Source organism: Methylobacterium sp. P3_A11 (assembly GCF_056403155.1).
Genome location: NZ_JBFUGA010000051.1, coordinates 13,544 through 35,168, shown reverse-complemented (window position 1 = coordinate 35,168; position 21,625 = coordinate 13,544). Strand labels below are relative to the sequence as shown.

Genomic DNA, 21,625 nt, shown 5'->3' with positions numbered 1-21,625 from the left:
CAGACCTCATTCTGCGGGAGCCAAGCGACCCGGCTCAACGGCCTCCAAGTGCTTGCTGACTTTCAACGTCATCGCAACGAGACCACCGGCGAAGGTGCATCCAGCTAAGACGAGCAGGCCAGCCGAGAAGTTGCCCGTCACGTCCTTGAGGTAGCCCATCACGAACGGTCCCGCAAAACCTGAGAGGTTGCCGATTGCATTGATCGCAGCAATGCCAGCGGCAGCCGAGGTCCCAGTTAAAAAGGCGCTGGGTATGGGCCATAGAAGCGGTGGAGTGGCCGAAACGCCAATCTGGCTTAGGCAGAGCAGACCAAGCACCAGAATCGGCTCAGAGACCAGCGCCGAACCGGCGACGCCGACTGCGGCGAGCACCATGGCGAAGCAGACGTGCTCTCGGCGCTTGAGGGTGCGATCAGAGTTGCGGCCCAGCAAGACCATGCCTACGGCGCCGAACACGAACGGTAGAGCAGACAACAGGCCAGTTTGGAAGTTGCTGGCGCCGAATCCTTTCACAATGGTGGGTAGGAAGAACGCCACCCCGTAACTTGCCGCGTTCAGGCAGAAGTAGACAAACGAACAGGCGAGCACCCGTGGGTCAGACATTGCCCTGGTGATGCTGACGTGCCCGGCCTTTGTCTTCTGTTCTTGCTCTGTTGCGAGGCGCCTCTCAAGCCAAGCCTTTTCGTCGTCCGCAAGCCACGTTGCCATAGCTGGACGGTCCGTCAGATAGAAGATGACGCCGATAGCCATGAGGATCGACGGCACCGCTTCCAGAATGAAGAGCCATTGCCAGCCGTCGAGACCACCACCAGTCAGGTTCAGGAGCGCCCCAGAGACTGGCGCGCCGAGGATCGAGGAGAAGGGGATAGCCAGCATGAACAGAGCGACGACCCGGGCGCGGTAGACCGAAGGAAACCACAGGGTCAGGTAGAAGATGATGCCGGGAAAAAAGCCTGCCTCGGCGATACCGAGAAGGAAGCGTAGGCTGAAGAACACCCATTCGTTGGAAATCCCGGTCAGGGAGGAGATCGGACGTATGAAGGCGAACAAGCCCGAAACTACGCCCCAACTGAGCATAATGCGGGCAATCCATAGTCGCGCACCAAAGCGATCCAAAGCGAGGTTCGAAGGAACTTCGAGCAGGAAGTAAGAGAGGAAAAACAGCCCTGCGCCAAAGCCATATGCGGCTTCCGACATACCCAGTGCCGAATTCATCTGAAGTTTTGCAAATCCAACATTGACGCGATCGAGATAAGCAACAAAATAGCACACAAATAGAAACGGCATCAGCCGCCACATTACTTTGCGAATAGTGATGTTCTCGATCTCGGCCATGACAAACACCCTCTCGGTATTTTTTGAACCGCTCTTCAGGCTTCTAGAACAGGCCGCGGCCCTATGCCGACCCTGTCAGAACAAGCCGAGCAGCAAGCATCCGAGAACTGCCAAGATTACAGCACTGGCGATAAGAGTGCCTTTGGTCTCATTGAAAAATGGATTGCGTCCCGGGGTTATCAGACTCATGGCTACCTCCCATTCTTTTGCTGAGAGTGCGCCTAACCCCGAGCGAAGTCACTGAAAAAATCAGTGACTCGCTGCTGCAAAGATTACATTACAAGACGTGACGTTCCCGGCCCTACTTATGGCAGGAATAACTGTGGCGATCGCTAGCTAGGCGACTGAGGCGAGAACGGTTAGGATACAAGGCAAAGAGTCGATCGTTGCTCTGGCCGCTGCTAACCATCTTGCTCGCCTCTAACCGCATCCTAGACGATCGGTGCAACTTTGCGATCAGCAAAGAGAGACCGATTTCGTTATTGCAATGGGCTTGTTGACCAAGACCGCCTCAGAACCGGATCTAGGACCTCTGAATAGTAAGCCGGACCAGCAACCCAACCACGCACAGGGCATAAGGCCACAGTCCTCACAACTATTCAACTTGGGCTGCTGTAATCGCGAGGCAGATGGTTTGAGATGGTGTTTCCCACTCCTCCACGACCAGCGCGTATGATTTGGGATCGGCAGGGCAGCAATCGGCCCGCCACCCTGCCATAATGGTTTAACGTCCTGACGCAGCACCGCTCTTGCTGGTTCCCGCTCCGGCATTGTCTGGCTTGAAGCCGGACGCATTTGGCGGACCCTTCATGCGGCCGTCTTGATTGGCCGTCGTGTCGGGCGTCTGAGAGCCGGCAGTGCCTGTGGTTTCAGCCTTGCCAAAGCCCGCAGCATTGGGCGAGCCCTGCATCCGAGGCGTGTTTCCGGACGTGCCAGTGGTCCCGCTGTTTTCAGCCGACCATGCCACGCTTCCCATCGACAGCAGGGCCGCTGCCCCAATCAATGACGTCCTTCGCATCATAACCTCCGTTAGCGTTTCGCGATCACTTTGTTTCGCGACCTATGTGTCAACGCCTCCAAGGGACGGCTGTTCATCGCTGCTGCTGCTCACGACCCTCGGATCATCGCTGTGCTCCCGAGGAGACCGGTTGATCGTCTATCAGGAAGACGTTTCGCCACGCCGTCTGCAAGGCTTCGGGACCGTGATTGCATCTTCGGTGACGCCATAACCGATAGCGCCTCGCCAAGTTGTCCGAAGCTAGGCAGTTCGCATCCTGAACGATTGCCTGACGGCCCACCTCCCATCTTCACAAAGAGTCCAGACCGGCATACCTTTAGGTGGGCCGATGTCTCAATCGTATCAGAACCTTACATGCTGACCGACAAGGGAGGGCCATCGCATGACCACTGCTGCAATGCCCCCTTCGCAAGAATCAGATCTTGGCCCCCATTACCTTGTCCAGTTCATTGACCTCGAAGGCAATGTAGTCCGGATGGAACGTCTGACTGCCGCCACCGACGAAGAGGCATTGGCTCTCGCGTCCGCGATGGCGAATGGTCACGCTATCGAACTCTGGGACGGCCTCAGGTTCCTTGAGCATTTCGACTCCGCCTCCACGTAAACTGAATTACAGGTCGTCGGGAACGAACGCCGTTTCGAGCGTTGAAGTAGGATCACGTCTGTTAGCATTTGGCCGTTTCGTTGCGAGCGGACAAGCTTGGGGTCGACTTTGCCTTGGCGATCTACTTTTTCGACCTACACAGCGACAGCTTGTCATCCTGGGATGATGATGGGCGAGATTGCGCCGAGCCTGAGGGGATCATTCAGCACGCTACCGAGATGCTAACGACCGCTCTGGAAGGCGTGAGAGACAATCATGCGGTAGTGTCGGTGCGCGATGCAGACGGCATGTCCCTTCTGACAGTGACACTCAGCCGAAGCTCAGGGCTGCGCACCGAATGGGCCGTCCGACATCGCGCTGAAACCGATGGTCAGGCTTGAGGGCTCAAAGGACGGTCCCGAGCCATCCTGAGGGCATCGTGTGTCATCGTGCTACTGGCGGACAGATCCATGCTCCCTAGCGATCCTATGAGCCTACGGACCATCAAAGCGTTGGGTGTGGTCGGAAGGCTTGAATGGTGCCCCTGGCGACCGACGGAGCGCCAGTAACGATCGTGCGACGCTATTATGCACCCCGGTAAAGGCATCACAGAGGGGATGACGCCCTGCGATGCTCCCTGACCGCTTAAGCCACGCTCAATTCGCCCCGGCATTCACAACAGGGGCAATCCCAAAGCCGTTCTTCAAGCATGTCCAGCTGTTCGGCCGACTGATCCCGTTCAATGCCGATAAGGTAGCGTAAGAGAGTGACAGCCCTTGAGGCTGCGGATCAAAGTCGATCAAGAGGGTGGGGTTGGGGACGACCAAGACAATCTGCCAGGACCTCTCATATGGCCCCCGTTGTGGATCGCCCCTACCTATTTAGCCCACGTAGTTTCTGCCCATGACCGGCAGCGCCCCCTAGCACCGATCCACGCTCCCTAAGGGCCATGCGGGATGATGCAGAACGGTGAGAGCCGAGGCCAATAACTGTTGTGACCTCTGAGGCGTAACCGTTCTCGGACTGGGGGCACCAGGACCGGCTCACTATCGCTAAGGCCGATGATCCAGCCGGACGCTCTAAAGGCGCCACGGACGATCCTAAGCGATCCTATGGGCACGCTGAACCGACCCCGAACAGAGGCGGATCGACGGATGAGCGCTTACGGACTGGTAGTCGCCGTCCCTGCCATTCCCGTTTCGGAAGGCCTCGGTGATATGACGCGAATGGATTGGCCGTTAGAGTCCAGTCCAGATCGTGATTGCTGAGACAGCGGTAGGGCTGGCGTTGTCCGCTGATCCTGAGCGGCATGAGCCCTTGGCCCATACCCAATCCATAGGATGGTGAGGACGGCTCAGACCAAGGCTAATCCAACGCCTAAGGGCAGCGTAGACCGAACCGTTGCCTGCACCCGTCTGACTCCCTCGCTATCGATCTGTGCCCTTTGAGGATCGATCTACGCCTACTCAGGGATGGTGTAGAGGGACGCAATGGTAACGGGGGCTATGGCAACAACTGTTATTGATCCTAGCGGACAATGGCCCTCAGAATGGACGCACCAGGGTCGGTAAAGTCCCCCTAAGGAAAGGGACCGGCCGATGAGTTCACGGGCGCCAGGAACGATCTTGGACGCTCCTGAGGGCACTGTGAGTTCATATTGCCCTTTGAAGCGTCGTTAGATCATGCTGCCATATTGTCCGACCAGCCATCCTTCCGCGAATGAAATAGGTTCTCCATAAGAGCTTCGTACTGGATGCCTGTCTCACTCTGATCTAGAAGGATCAGATGGCCGGCAAGGATAAGAGCCTCGGAGATCATGGCCGCGTACTGGCGCTTGATCCGGCCAGTCTCTTCCAGATAGTGCTCAATATCACTAGCCAACTCATCCAGTTCGTATGCGATGCGCCTGTACTCTTTTGCTTTCTCACCATTAGACAGGTAGTAGCGACGATCCGCCTCGTTTCCTCCCCTAAACAGCATCATACGCAAAAGATACGTAGAATCGCTATTCTTGCCCCACTGGTTGCTGTGGAAATCCTCTGAGATAAGGCCGTAGTCGGGATTAATCATTGTTGTAAAGTCCTTGAGTATCGTGATTTTTGTGAAAGGATGGAAGGCACCGATTAAAACGCCGATATTTTTCCAGCGCCTTCCGAGTAAGTGGTTAGGATGTGTCGGAAAACTAAGCTGCGTCGTCCGTGTAATACCTACTTCTGTAGATCTTGAGATTGGCCATTAAGCGGTCAACTTGTTTAAGCCTTTCAATGGGGGATCTAGCCGTCCTTGCCGCAGACCTTAAGTGTTCCCACATAAGATCTAGCGGAAGGTTCAGGTCTCTCAATCGCTCATACAGTGCGAATATCCCATCATGACCTTTGCCCGGTAACGTACCAATCATGAACCATTCATTCATTGCCTGTTCAATACTACATTTCTGATGCTCCGTGAGGGCCAAAAACTCTTCCGTATAACTGTTATTGTATGTGACGTTCTGGGGCTCCGGTTCCTCGATAGGCGGAAGGGATAGAAGCCACTGATTCACGTCGAGTGGTGTTCTCCCAGGTCCTGAGTGATGGTGGAAGAAGCTGTGCCCGGATGGTGCGCGGCATGGGAGATGAAAGAGAGAATAAGGACCCCTCTTACTCATATCGATGCCGTGCCTCTTATGGTTGCCTCCTATGGACAAACGGTCGTTCTCGCTGGCGCTTCCTCTCCCGTTCGGCTTCGCCGGTCCCTTATTCTCCCCTCGATATCCCGCATCCTCAATAGTCTGGATGAGGGCCTGGATGATCGCTGTGTATTCAGGGATGAGCATAGGCCGGGTCGTCGGGATGTATGCGCGATAACGGAGTTCATTCTCGGAGTTGCTATAAGTTGAGTATGTTACCATCTGTAAGTCACTGAATATATCTGATAGATTGGCGGGTTCTAGCTCACTGTCGTCAAAGTCCAACATGATGCCAGACGCGAACACAACGTTGAGCTTACCTCTCTTTCCACTGCCTACCCATAACGGATTGTAAAACGCCGGGGACACCAGTGGGATGTCGTCTTTTCTTGGATATGACTTATTGCTCTGTCTCTTGAGCCAACTGATGTAAGAGGTCTCCTTTTTAGCTATGACCTTACCGCTGCTCCTCTTAAGTGCCTCAAACCAAGTGGATCTATAATGGGCGACGAAATGATCTATATTATATAAGGTATTATCGTCGCCATCTGAGTCACTAAAGAAAGCGACGTTCTCCATCATGTCCACGCCGATTCGGTCTATAAACTCGTTGATCTGCCGCGCCTTATTCTTATTGACATTGCGTGATTGATTCTTCCGATCATTGTCACTCTTGAACAATCCAGGTCGTCCACTGTTACCGGCCGAAGGCTGATTGAGCGCCAGCGAAATGCACAATGATCCCTCGAAGATACCAGACAACCATTCTGCATGGGTCCTAGACGGCACAACCCATATCCGCTCACGACTCATATCACCGTCGCGCATCGAAGTTCGGCTGATGGCTTGGTAGATATTGTGACAAGCGAAAGAGATAACTTGTTTTTCGTAAGGGAAGTCGTATTTCTTCGACAGGAACTTACCAGCGACAGGGGAGTAGTTCATAGCTGGAACGACGATCGCGTGGTCGATGTGCCGGTATTTGTTTAATCCGTGTGATCGCCCCGAAATCATACAACTGTTATCCGACTTCGATAGCACACTTGTGTCTTTTATATCATTGTTCTCCAAACTGATGTGCTGTCGACCCTCCATTGCGCTCGTTGCAGACGATATGAACCCGTCGTACCAGCCCATGTTCTTATTGCGTGACGCCTTAGAAAAGTTGCGCTCAAGCCCCCAATAGATCTTAGTCTTCTCATATCCAGTGTGCTTCGTGAACTTAAGTCGTTTCGTAAGATCGGTATCTTCTTCCCACTTTACGCCCTGCTGTTCCCACAGATGATAATGTAGACTCTCAGGGAATCTGGCTGAGAACACAGTAGCACCACCAAAGGCCGACATAAGATGGGGGTGCAGAACAGAGAGGCAATACAGCTTCCTGTTCTTCCCCTTCCGCCCAATCAATTGTTCATAGTCTGACTTGAGAGTGAAACAATCGAAATAGGGATTGAGTATCTTCTCGGCCGCACTCTTGACGATTTCTCTATAAGCATCTTTGTTTCGATTTTCTATGATCGCCGTCAGTGCTGTATCGTTGATCGACACAAGACGTGCGTAGGGAGATTCATCCGCAATCAGCTTGAGATGGTCGGTGAATAGCTGATGACTGTCGTGGAGATTGAGTTCTGTAGGATGATAAACATCTAGCGTTTCGTCAACGTAACAATGCCACTCACTTAAGTCTAAGTCCGCCGACAGATTACAGAGGGTAGCGTGGCAGATGACGACAACTCGGCCGGAGCCTAGTGAAACGTTCAGCAATGCCCGCTCAACATCGATACGGATAGAGCCCTTGCTATTAAGTCTACCACGTTTCGAGTGGTAGACTTCCATAGGTACCCCCGGAAACAGTTGGGAGAAACGGCTTTGATAATCATCACAGGCGTCGGTGGATGGGCCTACTATCAGTGACTTGAGTCCCGCTAAATATCGCGTTCCGGCTTCTTCAAGTATTACACCAGTTTTATTGCTTGATGTTGGCCCTGAAACAAACTTAGATTTCATATCATTCTCAGTAAATGTACGCGCAACATGACAGCCCCGCTTTCATCGGAGCGTTGATAATGAGCGACGATGTGGAAATAGGCTCAGACAAACGCCTTGAGCCGCGGATCTACCTCCGATAATCCGGCAGGTACGACACGGGTATATACTAATATTAACGTTTTGTCAACATATAGGTGAAGTTGTGCTTAAATCAACTGTAGATTTTTGTTTTGATACAACTGTTATTTCTGTCTCAGCCAAATGGCGATTAGTCGGCGGGTATGACAACTGTTATACGCATTGCCTTGGTGTGACACTGGGATATCGTGATACGGCTACCTCTCACCATTTCACCGTCTGGGACGCGCTGAGACACAGGTTCAACGATAGCCCTAGGTTGCCCCTTGACGATCACATGGAACTCTCACACATACGGCACCACGGTTGTCGAAGGGGTGTCGCAGGAGGGTGACTGTACGGTTGAGCTATGGTTTGTCGATGATAAACTTAGAGTTCAATCCTCTCTCGCAGCACCAGAAGCTTTTCCGATCTTGCACTCCGTCCGGACGATGCTACGGGCTTCCTGACAGGGTCTGTCACGGACTGAGGCGCGCTGCGGCCGCCCTGCCGACAACATCCGCTGAGGGGGGACTGCGGACGTGAATTCGACGGCCCTGTTCACCATGCTGGGCCTTGTCGTCGGCTGGGCCGTCCTGGCCGGCGCCGCCCTCGTGACGGGCCGGATCGCGACCTTCGCGTTCCTGATCCTGACGCTGATCGCCCTCTATCTCTACGTGCCCTGGGTGCGGCTGCGCGCCAGCGGGCTCGACGGCTCCAGCCGTCCGGTCCGGTTCTGGACCAATGTCGCCATGTTGATCGTCAGCCTCGCCGCCTGTCTCGCCTTCGCGATGATGCTCGCCCGGCGAATCGGCCTCATCTGAGCGGCACCGGTGCCGCCTCCGCGCGGCCGTCCCCAACCCTGGCCGGATGACCTGGATCGAGGCAGGCCCGGGGCCGGCATCGCTCCGGAATCCGGTTGCGGACGCCGCGAAATGCCCCGAACGGCCACGGCGTGGCTTCCCTGGTCTTGGTCCAGGCCAGTATCGCCTAACATGTGTTACGTGGAAATGGCGGCGTGATCCCGGAATTTGTCCAGTCGATCACGGCCAATAGCCTGATATGGTGCGATAAAACGGATCTGTTCGAAATCTGAGCGATTTAAATATCTTCGCAGATCGAACTTCGGCCCCGAAGCAGGGTTGGCCAGGGTACCAGGCGCGCTGCTCCAGAGCGCACCGCGCCGGCGGCCGATGGTGCGGTGCCCGTGAGCGCGCCGTGCCTCTCGCGAGGGACAAACACGATGTACTATCACGACAAGCGGCTTCAGTACCCGGTCAGGGTCGACAGCCCCGACCCGATCTACGCCCGCATGCTCCAGCAGGCGATCGGCGGCATCGAGGGCGAGATCCGCGTTTGCATGCAGTACTTCTTCCAGGCCTGGGGCAACCGCGCTCCGACCACCAAGTATCGCGACATGCTGCTCCACACGGCCACGGAGGAACTCGGCCATATCGAGATGCTCGCGACAGCGGTGGCGATGAACCTCGAGACCGCGCCCACCAAGGTGCAGGAAGCCGGGGCCGCCGATGCCATCGTCGGCGCTGTGATGGGCGGCGAAAATCCGCGCCACATCGCCGAGGGCATGCTGCACAAGACGCTGCTGTCCACCGGCATGGCCGCCTTCCCGGGCAATGCGGACGGCGTGCCCTTCGACATGAGCCACGTCTACGCCAGCGGCAACATCGCGGCCGACATGTATTGCAACGCCGCCGCCGAGAGCACCGGTCGCGTCCTCGCGGTGCGGCTCTTCAACGCCACCGACGATGCGGGCATGCGGGACATGTGGAGCTTCCTCATCGCCCGCGACACGATGCACCAGCAGCAATGGCTGGCCGTCATCGAGGAACTCGGCGGGGACGAGGGCACGCTGCCGATCCCGAACTCGTTCCCGCAGGAGCAGGAGAACCAGGAGTTCAATTACGCCTTCTTCGCGACGTCGTCGGACGGTGCACCGCCGCCGGCCGGGCGCTGGACCCGGGGACCCTCGCTCGATGGCAAGGGCACCTTCAGCGTGGTCCAGAACCAGCCGATGGGCGAGGAGCCGGTGCTCGGTCCGGCACGTCCCGATAGCGGGGCGGAGAGCCAGCAGATCGGCTGACCCCGCGGCGACCCGGCGGCCGTTAGGCCCTCCGGCGGAGGCCGGATGGGCGTGCGGTCGGCCGCCGCGTCCCTGAGTCTCCCGTCCGCCGGCCCGGGTTCAGTGCTTCGTCAACGTCTCGACGACCGTGCCCGGCCCGAAGCGCTCCGAGAAGCGGGCGAGCCGGCTCCGACTCGGCTCGTCGAGACCACCGGCATGCGCGAAGGTCGTGAGCGCGATGCCGACCAGAAAGCGGGCCTCCTCGGCCGTCACGGCGCGTCCGCTCAGGGTGCTGGCCGCGCCCCGCACCGCGAGGACGGCCTCTTGGAAGGCGGGGTCGTCCTCGAGGTCCGAGACCCGGGTCATGGCTGCGATCCCGCCTTCTGGCCTGTCGCGCGGTCATAGCGACCGGGGCTGATCTTCGCAGCGGTAAGATCTTTCCCTCGGCCGAGGCAGCTGCGATGCCGCGACAGGTGGATATTCGGCGCGTAGATCCTCATCGAAATCGTTCCTTCCGCTCCGGCTCCGGCCAAGATAGGCGATCGTTCCCGCATAGATCAATTCTGAGATCTGTCTGATCCATGATCTATGTTGCGGCATCCAAGGGGTATCCGTGGATTGATCGTCGCATCGGTGTTTTCACACCCCTCAGGTGATCGACTGACATGCTCGAACGCTCGCCCGAAGCGGACACAATCACCACGCGGGTGCCTCGGCTCCCCGGGAACGTGCAGGATCATCTCGGCCATCTGCTGGCGGCGACTTACGCCCGCCACACGGTCGAGCCGACGATCGCGGTTCGCTTCGCCGCGTTGCTGAGGTTGCTGGACGGTGCCTTCGGCCGGGTCGAGGACAGCCGGGAGGCGGCGTTTCAGGCCTCGCTCCTGGCTCTGGTGCCGAACCTGCAGCGCTTCGCGCGCTCGCTCCTGCGCAGCCAGGGCGGCGCGGACGACCTCTTGCAGAACACGCTCCTGCGGGCCTGGCGCTCGCGCGCCAGCTTCGCCCCGGGCACGAACCTGGAAGCGTGGCTGTTCACGATCATGCGCAACCAGTTCTACAACGAACACCGGAAGCGCGGGCGCGAGGTGCAGGACGAGGACGGCGCGCAGGCCGAGCGGCTGGTCTCGCTGCCCGAGCAGGGCGGCCACCTCGATCTGAGCGACGTGCAGGCCGCCCTCGACCGTCTGGCGCCCGCGATGCGGCAGGCGCTCGTGGCCGTCGCGATCGAGAACCTTACCTATGAGGAGACCGCCGCCCTCATGCGGTGCCGGATCGGCACGGTGAAGAGCCGCGTCTGGCGGGCTCGGACGCAGCTCGCCGAGATGCTGGGCTACACCGGCGGGGAGGTCGGGAGCGACGACGTCATGCTGGCCGCGGCAGGCCCGACGGGCCGGAAGGCGACCCGGGTGTCGTAAGCGCCGCTCGAGGTAAGGCTCGCAAGACACCGGCCCCTGGGCGTAGGGTTGATCCGCGATCCCGGGCCGACGGAGCCGCCATTCCCCATGCCCTTCTCCATGTCGTTGCGCGTCCTGACTGCCGGAGCCGTCGTTCTCGGCCTGACCCTGGCCCCCACCTCCCTGGCCGCGGCCCGGGAGCACACCGGGCCGGAGGTGCGAGGCTGGCTCTCGGATCTCGTCACGCGGATCGACGCCGCCGGCCGTGCCGAGAGGGGCAGGGAGCCCGTTCGTCGGGCCGGGACCGTGGTGGTCCGCCTGGAGATCGCGGCGGATGGGGCGGTCCAGCGGGCGGAGATCGAGCGCAGTTCCGGATCCGAGGGCCTCGATCGGCGCGCGCTCCGCGCCGTACGTGACATCGGCCCGACCGCCGCCCCGCCGGCACCGCTGTTGAGCGAGGCCGGAACCGTCGATCTGAGCATCCCGGTGCAACTCGGCCGCTGAGCGCAGGGGCGCGATTTGCCCCCGAACACGGCGTCATCGGCGCGACCGCATGCCGAGGACGGAAGCGCGTCGATCCGGGGGCCACGCTCACCGGTCGCTGTCAGCGTCCACGCCGAGATAGGCGCCTATGAGATAGCCCGCCTGGTGGGCGGTGAGGTAGCCGAACAGCAACAGGATCTTCTCGGCATCGAGGCGCGTCCACACGAACGCCCAGACTGCCAACCAGGCGAGGCTGATCAGCATCGAGCTCGCCATCAGAACCGAGGCCCGGTACCGCCAGCCCTCCAACATGCCCACCGCGAAGAGCAGGGCAGCAATCAGCAACGGGCCGACTCCTTTCACGCGAAAAGATAAAATTTTACGCGCTAAATCTTTGTAAAATGAAGTAATTTTGGCTTTTCGCCAGACCTTCGGCGGAGAGGATTGATATTCGATTAACCCGATCGTTCCGCGGCCGCCGTGCGGCCGTCGCCCTCGTCTCGGGGATAGCGATTGAACTGCGTCATCCAGACATTGATGTCATCGATATCTGAAATCGATCTCATCTGTTTGGATCATGTTGCTGTGCAGCGTAAATGATCCCTCGACGCCGGGCACGACCCGGACACCGAGAGGACCTTCCACCATGACCGTTCGCACCCTCGTTCTCGCCGCCCTCGCCGCCGTTCCGATGATCGGCACTGCCCTGGCCGACGAGGCCGTCACCCTGACCCCGCCGCTCTACCGCGAGCAGGCCCGTCCCACGGCGACCGTCCGCCCGGCCTCCGAGCTGACCACGACGCCGCGCCTCGTCCCGGCGAGCCCGGCCACGCCTCGGGTCGTTGCCACGGCGGTTTCGAACCGCTGAGGCGGGCATGGGCCGCGATCCGGCGCCCCCGGCAGATCCGGGGGTGCCGGCCACCTTCCCCGATCAACAACCCGACTGGCCGCGGGCATCGTCCCGAGCGATGGCCGCCGGCTCTCGAAGACACCACGCTGCGCGCGCTTGCCGCCCTCTGGTCGGCGGCGCTCGTTCGCTTCGCCCGGCCTCGGCGCGGCCTCCCCTTTCGACAGCCGCACACTCTGCCTGACGGTACTGACCCGCGCCCGGTGATCAGGCCGGGCACGGCTTGCCGCCGGGCAGAACGACCTCGCTCTGCCCGTTGTAGACTTCGCCGCCGCGGACCGGCCAGACTTTCCTGTAGCGGAACGTCCATTGGGTCAGCTTCGTAATGACCGGAAACAGCGGCCGATAGGTCATCGTGACTTCCGAGACGACGAAGCGATCTCCGTTTCGGGTCATTCCGGGCGGCGGCGGCCCGAGGGACGCGCCGGTCGCGTAGGCTTGTCCGTTGGATTGGGCGCTCGAACAGACTTGGGTCGTCGCTGAGCCGCCGGTGCTGTAGGTGCCGGCCGCCGTCAGCACGATGCTGGCCCGGGTCACGTCGTAGGGATTGGCGATCACGCTCGTCGCGTCGAAGACCGGCTTGAGATCGGTGTAGCTGCCGCGGGAGATCAGATCCGCCATCGTGGTCGCGGCGTTGTCGAGGCGCTTGCCGATCATGTACGCGCGGGGCAGCTCGATCGACCCTATGAAGACCAGCAGCAGGATCGGCGCGATCATGCTGAACTCGATCGCGCTGACGCCATCCCGGCAGCCGATGAAGCGCAACAGACCGGCGCGGAGGCGGCCACTCAGCACGGCTTCGGCTCGTAATCCTCGACCCGGAATATCTCGGTCGCGATCAGCAGCTGCGACTTGTCGGACATGATCCGGCCGGTGAAATCCAGCATCTGGAACAGGCGCATCACGGGCACGGCGACCCGGACGGTCACCGTATCCCCGCCCTGGGGGCATTCGAACCGCTGGCCGAAGCCGACCGTCCAGGTTTTCGTCGTCTTGTCGAAGGGTTCCGCCGGTTGCGAGGACGCGAACGAGGACGTCCGCGACACGTCGAGGCGCAGATCGGCGCAGGGGAACAGCGCCGTCGGGCTGCTGCAGACGATCTTGCGGAAGCGCTGGCTCGGATCGCTGCCGTCCGAGCCCTCCTGAAAGGTGCCGGTGCGCAACTGTCGGATGCTGCGATCGACCGCGATGTCGAGGGTCTGCTGCTCGATGGCCACGACGCCGGATTCCGCGACGACGCCCAGCAGCGCCAGGAACGGGGCCGCAAGCAGCGCGAACTCCACCGCGGAGGCGCCGGCGCGATGGGCGGCAAACCGCCGGCCGCATCCGGCGGCAGCAATGCGGCCGCGCGGCCTTCGCAAGCGGAGGAAGACCAAGCGCATGCGGTCGGTCAGGTCGGCCGGTCGCACGGGTTCGGCGGCGGACAGCCCGGAGCGTGCGCGCGCCACGGTGGCGACCAAGGAAAAAACTCTCAAGAGACTTGCCGGCGCCGCCGGGTGAGCGCCGTCGTCAGATCCGATCGCAGCCGATCGCTGTGGAACCTGCGAACCGCCGCGCCTCAGGATACTCATCATGAACAGCGAACTCTGCAGGTCCTGCGCCTGCCCCCGTCGTGCCACCCGGGCGCCGACCGGACGATCTTGCGGCAGGCCTCTTTAGAAACGGTTCAAGGCCAACGCTAATTTTCCGCTTTATGGCGTTCTGGACACATGAATCGCGTCCTCGTGGCGTTGCCGCACGCTCAAGTTGAAAAATTTTGGACTGAAACATCTTTCATTGCGCGCGCCGATCGTTCGATTGGGCAGCTGGCGACCCTGGCCCGCAAACGGATTGATATCGTTTACTGTAAAACGACGGTCGTCGGTCCACGATAGGCTTTGTCCGTCAGGAACCACAAAATCTTTAGGTGCTGCGCGTATCCCGTCGAAGCGGGCCGCGATCGTGGTCCAGCAGACCGACCTCTACCAAGCCTCGAGCCCCTGTCGGAACGCGCGCGCGGACGTGACGAGGGTGCGGGGGCTCAAGGAGATTGGTCAACTGCCGGGCTCGACGCGGCTGTCGCAATGAGGGGGGACGGGGTGCAGGCCCTTCGCTGCCGGTCCGTCGTGTGGGAGTGACACGGTGCTCGCCCTGATCCTCGACGATTCCGAGATGAACAACCTGCTGGTCATGCAGGCGCTCAAGCCCGTGGCCGATTGCGAGCCGGTGGCGTTCACCTGCCCCGTGACGGCGCTCGACTTCCTGCGGTCCAACGTCGACCGGATCGGGGTCGTCGTCACCGACTACGACATGCCCGGCCTGACCGGCCTCGACGTCATCGCGGCGGCGCGGGCGGTCCGGGGCTTCGAGCACGTGCCGATCGTCATGGTGACGAGCCTCGACCAGCGCAGTCTGCGCCATCAGGCCCTGCGCGCCGGCGCCACCGACTTCCTCGGTAAGCCCTGCGATCCCGTCGAGATCCAGGCGCGCATCACCAACCTGATGAAGATCAGCGCGGCCCACCGGCAGGAGCAGGACCGGGCCGCGTGGCTCGCCCGCGAGGTCGCGGCTGCGGTCGCGGTGATCGAGGCGCGGGAGCGCGAGATCATCGCCCTGCTGATGCGCGCCGCCGAGCACCGCGACACTGATACCGGCGATCACATCGCCCGGGTGGCCGGCTACGTCGGCGTCATCGCCGGAAACCTCGGTTTCGCGCCGGCGGAGATCCGGATCCTGAAGCTCGCCTCCACGATGCACGATGTCGGCAAGATCGGCGTTCCCGACGCGATCCTGCTCAAGCCGGGACCGCTCTCCGCCGAGGAGCGCGCCGAGATGGAGAAGCACGCCGAGCGCGGCCGGCGGATTCTCGAGGGCAGCACCTCCGACGTCGTGCGGCTGGCCGCCGAGATCGCCGAGAGCCACCACGAGCGCTGGGACGGGACCGGTTATCCGAAGGGCCTCCACGGTGAGGCGATCCCGCTTTCCGGGCGCATCGTGGCCGTGGCGGACGTCTTCGACGCCCTGGTGACGGAGCGCCCCTACAAGGCGGCCTGGCCGATCGAGCGCGCACGGGCCTTCGTCATGGAGCAGGCCGGGCGCCATTTCGACCCGCGTTGCGTCGATGCCTTCCTGGCCGGCTGGGACGCGGTGGCGCGCACCTGCACCCGGGCCGCCGCCTGATCCGGTCGCCACCGGCGATCCCTCCCCGCGATCCGGCCCGTCCGGGCCTCCTGAAGGAGCGAAGCGTGTCCCTCGCGTGGCTCAGGCCGAAACGTTCCCTGGCCGGCAGACTGGCGCTGGCGGTGACCGGCGCCGTCACGGCGGCCCTCGTCTTGGCGGCGGCCCTGTCGGTCTGGCGCGAGGTCTCCCGCTATGCCGCCGACAAGCACGCCGCACTGGCGGCGGTCGCGCAGGTCTTCGCCCACGGGGGCGCCCGGGCGACGGCCGAGAACGACGCCGATGCGGCCGCCGCCTCCCTGCGGGCGATCGGCCAAGTCCCATCCATCGTCTACGGGGCGATCGAGCGGCCCGACGGGGTCGTGCTCGCCGAGCAGGGGCTCGGCCTGCGCCTGACGCGGGATACCGCCCAGGATGGTGAGGATCTCTCGCTCCTGCGCCTGCTCAAGACCCGGAGCCTCCAGGCGACCGCGCCGATCCTGGAGAACGGGCGCCCCATCGGCCGGGTCGTTCTGGTCGGCGAGACCGACGACATCCTCGATCACGTCGGGGCCGCCGCACAGAACGCCGCCCTGGCGGCGCTGCTGGCCGTCGCGATCGGTCTCGGGGTGTCGCTCTACCTCCAGCGCAGCGTCACGCGCCCGCTGGCCGCGCTGGCCCGCACCATGGACGCGGTCCGGCTGCGCCACGACTATGGGCAGCGCGCCCCCGTGGTGAGCGACGACGAGGTCGGTGCGCTGGCGCGCACCTTCAACGACCTGCTCTCTGCCGTGAACGAGCGCGATCACCGCCTCGCGGCGCACAGCGCCCACCTCGAAGGAGAGGTCCGCGCCCGGACGGCGGATCTGAGCCAGGCCAAGCAGGCCGCCGACGCCGCCAACGCCGCCAAATCGACCTTCCTGGCCACGATGAGCCACGAGATCCGGACCCCGATGAACGGCGTGCTGGTGATGGCCGAACTGCTGGCGAGTTCCGACCTGCCGGTGCGCCAGCGCCGGTACGCCGAGGTGATCGCCCGGTCCGGCAAGTCGCTGCTTGCGATCATCAACGACATCCTCGACTTCGCGAAGATCGAGGCGGGCAAGCTCGATCTCGAGAGCGTCCCCGTGAATCCCGCCGAGATCGCCGATACCGTGGTGACACTCTTCGCCGAACGCGCTCGGTCGGCCGGGCTCGACCTCGCGGCCGACCTCGCGCCTGCGGTGCCGCGGCTCATCCTCGGCGACCCGGTCCGCCTGGGGCAGGTGGTGAGCAACTTCGTGTCGAACGCGCTGAAGTTCACGGAGGCCGGCCACGTCACCGTCCGGATGGCCCTCGATGCCGGGGACGGATGCCTCATCGTCGCCGTCACCGATACCGGCATCGGCATCCCCCAGGACAAGCTCGCCACGATCTTCTCGGCCTTCTCGCAGGCCGACCAATCCACCACCCGCCGTTTCGGGGGGACCGGCCTGGGGCTCTCGATCGCGCAGCAGATCATCGCCGCGATGGGTGGCACCGTCGCGGTTCAGAGCCGCGTGGGCGCGGGATCGACGTTCTCGGCGCGCATCCCCGTGACGGTCGTCGAACCGGCCTGTCCGATCCAGCGCGACGCCGCGGTTCCGGCGGCACTCGTGCTGCGCGCGGCCGGTCCCGCCACCCGGTCCGCCCTCGCCGCCAGCCTGAGCGCGGCCGGCTTCGTGCCGGTCGCGGAGGCCGGCGGCGGGCCGGCCCACTGGATCCTCGACGCGTCCGACCTGGTCGCCGCTGGCCGCCGGCCGGATGCATCCGCGCGGGTCTTGGTCGTCGCGGCGCCGGGTGACGGTGCGGCCGACCGGGTACTCCGGGCCGGCCTCGCCGATGAGGTTCTGCGCTGGCCGGTGACCCAGGCGGAGTGGCAGCCGGTCCTGGCGGCGCTCGCCGAGGGGCGGGCCTTCGCCCCTTCGAACGCCCCCACGATCGTGGCGGAGCCGCTCCCGCGGTTCACGAAGGCGCGGGTGCTGGTCGCGGACGACAGCGCGGTGAACCGCGAGGTCGCCCTCGAGGCCCTGGCCCGCTGCGGCGTGACGGCGGTCGTCACCGTCGAGGACGGCGCCGCAGCCGTCGCGGCCGCCCAGGCGCAGACCTTCGACCTGATCCTGATGGACGGCAGCATGCCGGTCCTGGACGGGTTCACGGCCGCCCGGACGATCCGGGAGCGCGAGGTGGCCACGGGCCGGCGCACTCCGATCGTCGCCCTCACGGCCCACGTCCTCGGCGAGGCCGCGGAGGCCGCAGCGGCGGCCGGGATGGACGGGACCCTCCTGAAGCCGTTCACGCTGCGGCAACTCGCCGATCTGCTGCAGGCGCATGCGCCGGCCCTTCGGGACGCGGCGGCCTCGCCGGCCGYCGCGGCGGGATCGGACATGGCTCCGGTCATCGCCCCGGTGGCGGCATCGACTGCAGACGATCTGCTCGACGCCGAGGTTCTGGACGGGCTCCTCGCCCTCGGGGACGGCGCGTTCCTCGGCCGCATCCTCGGCCTGTACCGGGAGCAGGGTCCGGTGGCGCTCGAYGCCCTCAGGTCCGCCCTCGCCGCCTTGGATCAGCCGGCCATCGCCAGGGCCGCGCACAGCCTCAAGTCGATGAGCGCGAACGTCGGCGCCCGTGCCCTCGTGGCGCGGCTGCGCGCCATCGAGGAGGCCGCCCGGAACGCGGTCTGCACCGAACCGGAAACCGTCTGCGACGCGCTGGACAACCTGCTCGGCGCGACGATCCGCGGACTCGAGCAGCGGACGCGCACCCACGACGGTGCGGGATCGGCAGACTCGCCCTGGCAGGGCGGGGCTGCGTCCGCCTAGTACTCAGACGGATCGCTGGCGCATCCGCGGCGGCCGGCGCAACGTCTGCGAATCGTGCCTCGGATCGCTGCCGGAGGCCGGCGTCCCGCGAATGGGCCGTCGCGGCCACGGTGTGCACGCCCCCTCCCCGACCGGCGCGCAGGATCGGACCATCGCGGACCGGCGGCGCTCGGGGCGCCAGGCGCAAACGTTCCCCGACGATGCCCTATGGCGACGCAGACCTGCCCTGCACGCCTGAGGCTGGTATGCCAGGCGGCCGCGCAATACGGTCGCGCTTCCTCCCAAGCACTCCCTCAGCCCGCCCGGTCCGCCGCGGCGGGCCTTTTCGTGCGTGCCGGGCCGCGCCACCGCTCGACCTCCTTGCGCCTGGGATCGGCGTCCGTACCGATCCCGGCCAGCCTCAATTCATGAGCACCCGGCGGATGAACACCGCGGCCGCGAACAGAACGGCGGCGGCGGCGGTGACGATGCTCATCATCAGAACCCGTCTGGGCTCGGTGGAAGACCCGGCCTTGATGGGTTCGACGATCGGCGCCAGGGCCACCACCTGCTGCTGGGCCACGATGCGGGCGCGGTCATAGGCCAGTTGCACGTCACGATGGTATTTCTCGGCATTCTCGCGCTCGTGCTCGAGGTCTTCGAATCGGGTGAGCGCGTCCGAAAGTCGACGCTTCTCCGTCGGTGCGGTGCCGGCCAGCTGTTGCTGGACCTTGGCAATGTTCGCATCGAGGTCGTTGATCTGCTGCTTGAGGTCGATGATGCTGCGGGCCTGCGGGCCGAGATCCCGCTGGAGCACCGACAGCTGAACGGCGAGCTTGGTGCGCGAGTCCCGCAATTCCGACACCGACTTGATGGTGGCGGTGTTCGACTTGATGACGTCGAGCACGCCTTCGCGGTTGCGCAGGTCGTTCAGCGCCGCACTGGCCTTCGCCTCGCGCTCGTCGGCGGCTCTCAGGACGCGCGCGCTCACATCCAGGGCATCCTGGCGGGACCGCATGCTGAGGTCGTTCAACATCCGCTCGGTTTCGGCCATGATCGCCTTGGTGATGGCGAGGGACTCGTCCGGATCGAAAGCCTCGACATACAGCGACATGATCCCGGACGCGGATTCGACGTCGACGTCCACCCGGCGCTTCCAATAGCGCAGGAATTTCTCGACCGGCTTGTCCGGGTTGAACCCGGAAAACATGTCGATGCTGTCGCGGCCATACCATTCGCGGATCGGGAGCTCGGCCGCGATCGTTTCGACCATCGGTCGGCTGTGGATGTATTCCTGCGCGATCAGCGTTTCCTGGGCGATCGTCGCCTTGATCACGCCTGCGTTCGTCCCGACCGAATCGGGCGTCGCCTTGTCGGTGGTGCCGACCGTCGGCCGGACCGCGAACCGGGCCTCGGTCACGTAGCGATCCGAGGCGATCAGGCCGTAGTAGATGGCCCCGCCCAGGGTCGGCAGGACGAAGCAGACGACGAAGAGGATCGGCAGCCAGGGATCGCTTTTGACGTGGCTCTGATACGAACGCACACCCTTCTTGGTGTCAGGAAGGCCCGGCAGGCGGGCGAATTGCCGGAGCGACTGCGCGATCACGGTGTTCCGGTCGATGCCCTTCAGGGGCCTGCCCGAGGCCTTCTCGACCTGCATGTTCATCGTTGCGACTCGAAGCTGGGGCCGGCGCGGGCGTGATCGGCCCGCGAGGCGTGCATGCAATTCGCCAAGCCAGTCACACGGCCAGGCGGCGAAAGCATGTCCACTGCAACCCCTCGGATCGGGTCATCGGAGCGGGCCGACAGCCCTCGCTTGGGCCGCCTGTCCCTCGGTGCACACGATGACACCATCCGTCTCCGGATCGCGAAGACCCGTCCGGTCGCGTCGCGCGGGCACGCGCCCAGCGGACGCGCGGACCGGACGGCCTTCGCGAAGGAAGGTCGGCCCCTCTTTGCGCTACGCTGCTCCCGCACGACAATGGGGCGCCCCGCGAAGGACGCCCCATCGATCGATCCGGCTTGTCAGATGGGATCAGTCGTCCCAGTCGTCACGGTGACCGTAGCCGTAGCCGCGGCGCTCGATCACGCGGACACCGGGACGGTCCCATTCGCGATGGCCGAACCGGACCCCGCGGTAACCGTCGCGGTAGCCCTCGCGGACGATCACGCGGGAATGGCCATAACCCGGTCCATCACCGTAGCCGTAACCGCTTCCCCATTCATGCGCCTGGGCCGCAGACGCGGCGCCCAGCAAGGCAGCGCCGGCAGCCAGTGTGAGGGCAAGCTTGGTCATCATCTGTCTCCCATTGCGATTTCAGAGGATAAATACACTTCGGCACACGACGGTTCCGAAATGGGTCTTCGATTATTCGGGGCTATTCATTCATCAATCGTTCATGGAGTGTGATTGTCTGACGAAGACTTGTCGCCTTGTGTCGGGTGAGGCTGTATCGGGCGGTCTGGGGCACGTCGGTCGCCGATACGGCTCATGCGAGGCGCCGGAAAGGGTTCGCATCGTCCCGATAGGATTGCCGGTGCGGCCTCACGGTCTTTGCAGGGTCGAGACGGCCGGTCGCCGGGCCTCGCCCTTCGGACATGCGCCCCGACCGGCCGGGAAGGCCAGCCGGGGCGGCAGCAGGTGCGTCAGCGGCGGGTTCCGGTCGAGCCGGCGCCCGAGGTGCCGGTCGCGGTGCCACCGGTCCGCGTGGTCGAACCGGTCGACTCCATCCCGCCGGACTTCATCTCGTGGCCCGGCGCGTAGCCGGACGCGCCGGGGCTCCCCGCCCGGCTTCCGCGCTCCTGCATCTCGTGCCCCGGGGTCTTGGACGACGCCCCCTGCTCGGTGGCGAGGGCGCTGCCCCCAAGGGCGAGGGTGGCGAGAACGATGATCGGCAAGCGTCGCATCAAGTGTCTCCTCCGTTGAGGCCCATTTAACGGCGTTGTTCCCGCGACCGTTCCCAAGAAATGAGACGGTTCTGGCTTCACGGTTCCGCGCAATCAGCGCTGAAGTTCTTGAATCTGCGCGCCGGCCTCCGGGATGAGTTTGCCAGTTTTGCAAAGCAGGGCCGCTGCGGAGGCGAATACGAACGTCGTG

19 protein-coding genes are annotated in these 21,625 nt (G+C 63.0%); 8 read left to right on the top strand and 11 right to left on the bottom strand.

Features of this window, described 5'->3' with window-relative positions; all coding sequences use genetic code 11:
• Positions 1–6: 6 nt before the first annotated feature.
• Together AC1DXK_RS17010 and AC1DXK_RS17005 are read right to left on the bottom strand one after the other, a co-directional pair.
• Positions 7–1,335, bottom strand: a complete 1,329-nt coding sequence (locus AC1DXK_RS17010) for an MFS transporter (protein WP_477298423.1) — start codon at positions 1,333–1,335, stop codon at positions 7–9.
• A gap of 1,433 nt (positions 1,336–2,768) precedes the next feature.
• Positions 2,769–2,936, bottom strand: a complete 168-nt coding sequence (locus AC1DXK_RS17005) for a hypothetical protein (RefSeq protein WP_477298421.1) — start codon at positions 2,934–2,936, stop codon at positions 2,769–2,771.
• Between the two features lie 89 nt (positions 2,937–3,025).
• Between AC1DXK_RS17005 and AC1DXK_RS17000 the strand changes: the two genes are divergently transcribed.
• Positions 3,026–3,337: a DUF6894 family protein gene (locus AC1DXK_RS17000; RefSeq protein WP_477298419.1), complete on the top strand. Its 312-nt coding sequence runs from the start codon at positions 3,026–3,028 to the stop codon at positions 3,335–3,337.
• A gap of 1,279 nt (positions 3,338–4,616) precedes the next feature.
• Here AC1DXK_RS17000 and AC1DXK_RS16995 read toward each other — a convergent pair.
• Together AC1DXK_RS16995 and AC1DXK_RS16990 are read right to left on the bottom strand one after the other, a co-directional pair.
• Complete coding sequence (locus AC1DXK_RS16995) at positions 4,617–5,006, bottom strand: hypothetical protein (RefSeq protein ID WP_477298417.1); 390 nt, start codon at positions 5,004–5,006, stop codon at positions 4,617–4,619.
• A 112-nt stretch (positions 5,007–5,118) separates the two neighbouring features.
• Complete coding sequence (locus tag AC1DXK_RS16990; RefSeq protein ID WP_477298415.1) at positions 5,119–7,611, bottom strand: hypothetical protein; 2,493 nt, start codon at positions 7,609–7,611, stop codon at positions 5,119–5,121.
• Between the two features lie 641 nt (positions 7,612–8,252).
• On the opposite strand from AC1DXK_RS16990, the gene AC1DXK_RS16985 reads away from it, so the two are divergent.
• A complete protein-coding gene (locus AC1DXK_RS16985) occupies positions 8,253–8,534 on the top strand; it encodes a hypothetical protein (RefSeq protein WP_457108253.1) in 282 nt (93 codons plus the stop codon).
• Positions 8,535–8,953: 419 nt separating this feature from the next.
• Complete coding sequence (locus tag AC1DXK_RS16980) at positions 8,954–9,811, top strand: manganese catalase family protein (RefSeq protein WP_457108254.1); 858 nt, start codon at positions 8,954–8,956, stop codon at positions 9,809–9,811.
• Positions 9,812–9,910: 99 nt separating this feature from the next.
• On the opposite strand, the gene AC1DXK_RS16975 is transcribed toward AC1DXK_RS16980, so the two are convergent.
• On the bottom strand, positions 9,911–10,156 hold the full coding sequence (locus tag AC1DXK_RS16975; RefSeq protein ID WP_457108255.1) for a hypothetical protein: 246 nt from the start codon (positions 10,154–10,156) through the stop codon (positions 9,911–9,913).
• Positions 10,157–10,455: 299 nt separating this feature from the next.
• Here AC1DXK_RS16975 and AC1DXK_RS16970 point away from each other — a divergent pair, with 299 nt between their 5' ends.
• Complete coding sequence (locus AC1DXK_RS16970) at positions 10,456–11,205, top strand: sigma-70 family RNA polymerase sigma factor (protein ID WP_457108256.1); 750 nt, start codon at positions 10,456–10,458, stop codon at positions 11,203–11,205.
• An 87-nt stretch (positions 11,206–11,292) separates the two neighbouring features.
• On the top strand, positions 11,293–11,688 hold the full coding sequence (locus AC1DXK_RS16965) for an energy transducer TonB family protein (RefSeq protein WP_457108257.1): 396 nt from the start codon (positions 11,293–11,295) through the stop codon (positions 11,686–11,688).
• Between the two features lie 87 nt (positions 11,689–11,775).
• Here the strand turns inward: AC1DXK_RS16965 and AC1DXK_RS16960 are convergent, their stop codons facing one another.
• A complete protein-coding gene (locus tag AC1DXK_RS16960; RefSeq protein WP_457108258.1) occupies positions 11,776–12,012 on the bottom strand; it encodes a hypothetical protein in 237 nt (78 codons plus the stop codon).
• Positions 12,013–12,313: 301 nt separating this feature from the next.
• Between AC1DXK_RS16960 and AC1DXK_RS16955 the strand changes: the two genes are divergently transcribed.
• Entirely contained in the window at positions 12,314–12,535 is a 222-nt protein-coding gene (locus AC1DXK_RS16955; RefSeq protein ID WP_457108259.1) for a hypothetical protein, read from the top strand.
• A gap of 246 nt (positions 12,536–12,781) precedes the next feature.
• Here AC1DXK_RS16955 and AC1DXK_RS16950 read toward each other — a convergent pair whose 3' ends face one another.
• Complete coding sequence (locus AC1DXK_RS16950; protein WP_457108260.1) at positions 12,782–13,369, bottom strand: TadE/TadG family type IV pilus assembly protein; 588 nt, start codon at positions 13,367–13,369, stop codon at positions 12,782–12,784.
• Positions 13,363–13,857 carry a TadE/TadG family type IV pilus assembly protein gene (locus AC1DXK_RS16945; RefSeq protein ID WP_457108261.1) on the bottom strand — a complete coding sequence of 165 codons (495 nt, stop codon included), beginning with the start codon at positions 13,855–13,857 and terminating at the stop codon, positions 13,363–13,365. Before AC1DXK_RS16945 ends, AC1DXK_RS16950 begins: the two co-directional genes overlap by 7 nt.
• An 838-nt stretch (positions 13,858–14,695) precedes the next feature.
• On the opposite strand from AC1DXK_RS16945, the gene AC1DXK_RS16940 reads away from it, so the two are divergent.
• The gene (locus AC1DXK_RS16940; protein ID WP_457108262.1) at positions 14,696–15,733 is read left to right on the top strand and encodes an HD-GYP domain-containing protein; all 1,038 of its coding nucleotides are present in this window, start codon (positions 14,696–14,698) and stop codon (positions 15,731–15,733) included.
• 65 nt (positions 15,734–15,798) lie between these two features.
• A complete protein-coding gene (locus tag AC1DXK_RS16935; protein WP_477298410.1) occupies positions 15,799–18,549 on the top strand; it encodes an ATP-binding protein in 2,751 nt (916 codons plus the stop codon).
• A 400-nt stretch (positions 18,550–18,949) separates the two neighbouring features.
• Here AC1DXK_RS16935 and AC1DXK_RS16930 read toward each other — a convergent pair whose 3' ends face one another.
• The 3 genes from AC1DXK_RS16930 to AC1DXK_RS16920 all read right to left on the bottom strand — a co-directional run bounded on the left by AC1DXK_RS16930 (position 18,950) and on the right by AC1DXK_RS16920 (position 21,435).
• Positions 18,950–20,194, bottom strand: coding sequence for a KpsE/RkpR family capsule polysaccharide export protein (locus tag AC1DXK_RS16930; protein WP_457108264.1), 1,245 nt, complete (start codon positions 20,192–20,194; stop codon positions 18,950–18,952).
• Positions 20,195–20,563: 369 nt separating this feature from the next.
• A complete protein-coding gene (locus AC1DXK_RS16925) occupies positions 20,564–20,827 on the bottom strand; it encodes a hypothetical protein (protein ID WP_457108265.1) in 264 nt (87 codons plus the stop codon).
• Positions 20,828–21,174: 347 nt separating this feature from the next.
• A complete protein-coding gene (locus AC1DXK_RS16920) occupies positions 21,175–21,435 on the bottom strand; it encodes a hypothetical protein (protein ID WP_457108266.1) in 261 nt (86 codons plus the stop codon).
• Positions 21,436–21,625 lie beyond the last annotated feature (190 nt).